Source organism: Corallococcus praedator, from assembly GCF_003612125.1.
Classification (GTDB): Bacteria; Myxococcota; Myxococcia; order Myxococcales; family Myxococcaceae; genus Corallococcus; species Corallococcus praedator.
In genome coordinates this window covers 1-440 of sequence record NZ_RAWI01001063.1, presented here as the reverse complement: position 1 = coordinate 440, position 440 = coordinate 1, and the positions used below count along the sequence as shown (strand labels likewise).

Here is a 440-nt window from a genome sequence, read left to right as displayed (position 1 = left end):
CCATGGTCTGAATATCTCCTTGTCCTGGAATGGTGATGCGTACGGTATGAGAAAGGTCTGCAAGAGTATCGAACACGACGACGGAATTTGTCGGATAGGTATTGCCGTGCACGCCGGACATGCCGATGAAAATCTTATCGTGAGCCATCGCAGTTCCATGTGCATACGCAAATGTGTCTGGTGATGCTTCAGTGATAGATGCGTGATGCGAAGTAAATGTCGATGTCGGTATATTCAAAATATTGGCAACCGATGCAGTTTGAGGGTGCATGGCAAATGAGAGTTCTGCGTGATCTTGAGAAATCGGTCGTGTGGCACACGCCACCAAGAGAACCAGTGCGACAACAATCAAAGATCCGTATCCAATGTGTCGCAGGTGCATATATGGTGTTAAAAAGTGACTCTAGTATAGCGCGCCCTGGCAAAACTCGATTTGTCCA

Annotated in this window: 1 protein-coding gene; it reads right to left on the bottom strand. The window is 47.5% G+C overall.

What is annotated here, in order from left to right; translation table 11 throughout:
* Positions 1-352, bottom strand: a 352-nt coding sequence (locus D7Y13_RS45485; protein ID WP_147452722.1) for a hypothetical protein, incomplete at its 3' end; no start/stop codon positions are given.
* Positions 353-440 lie beyond the last annotated feature (88 nt).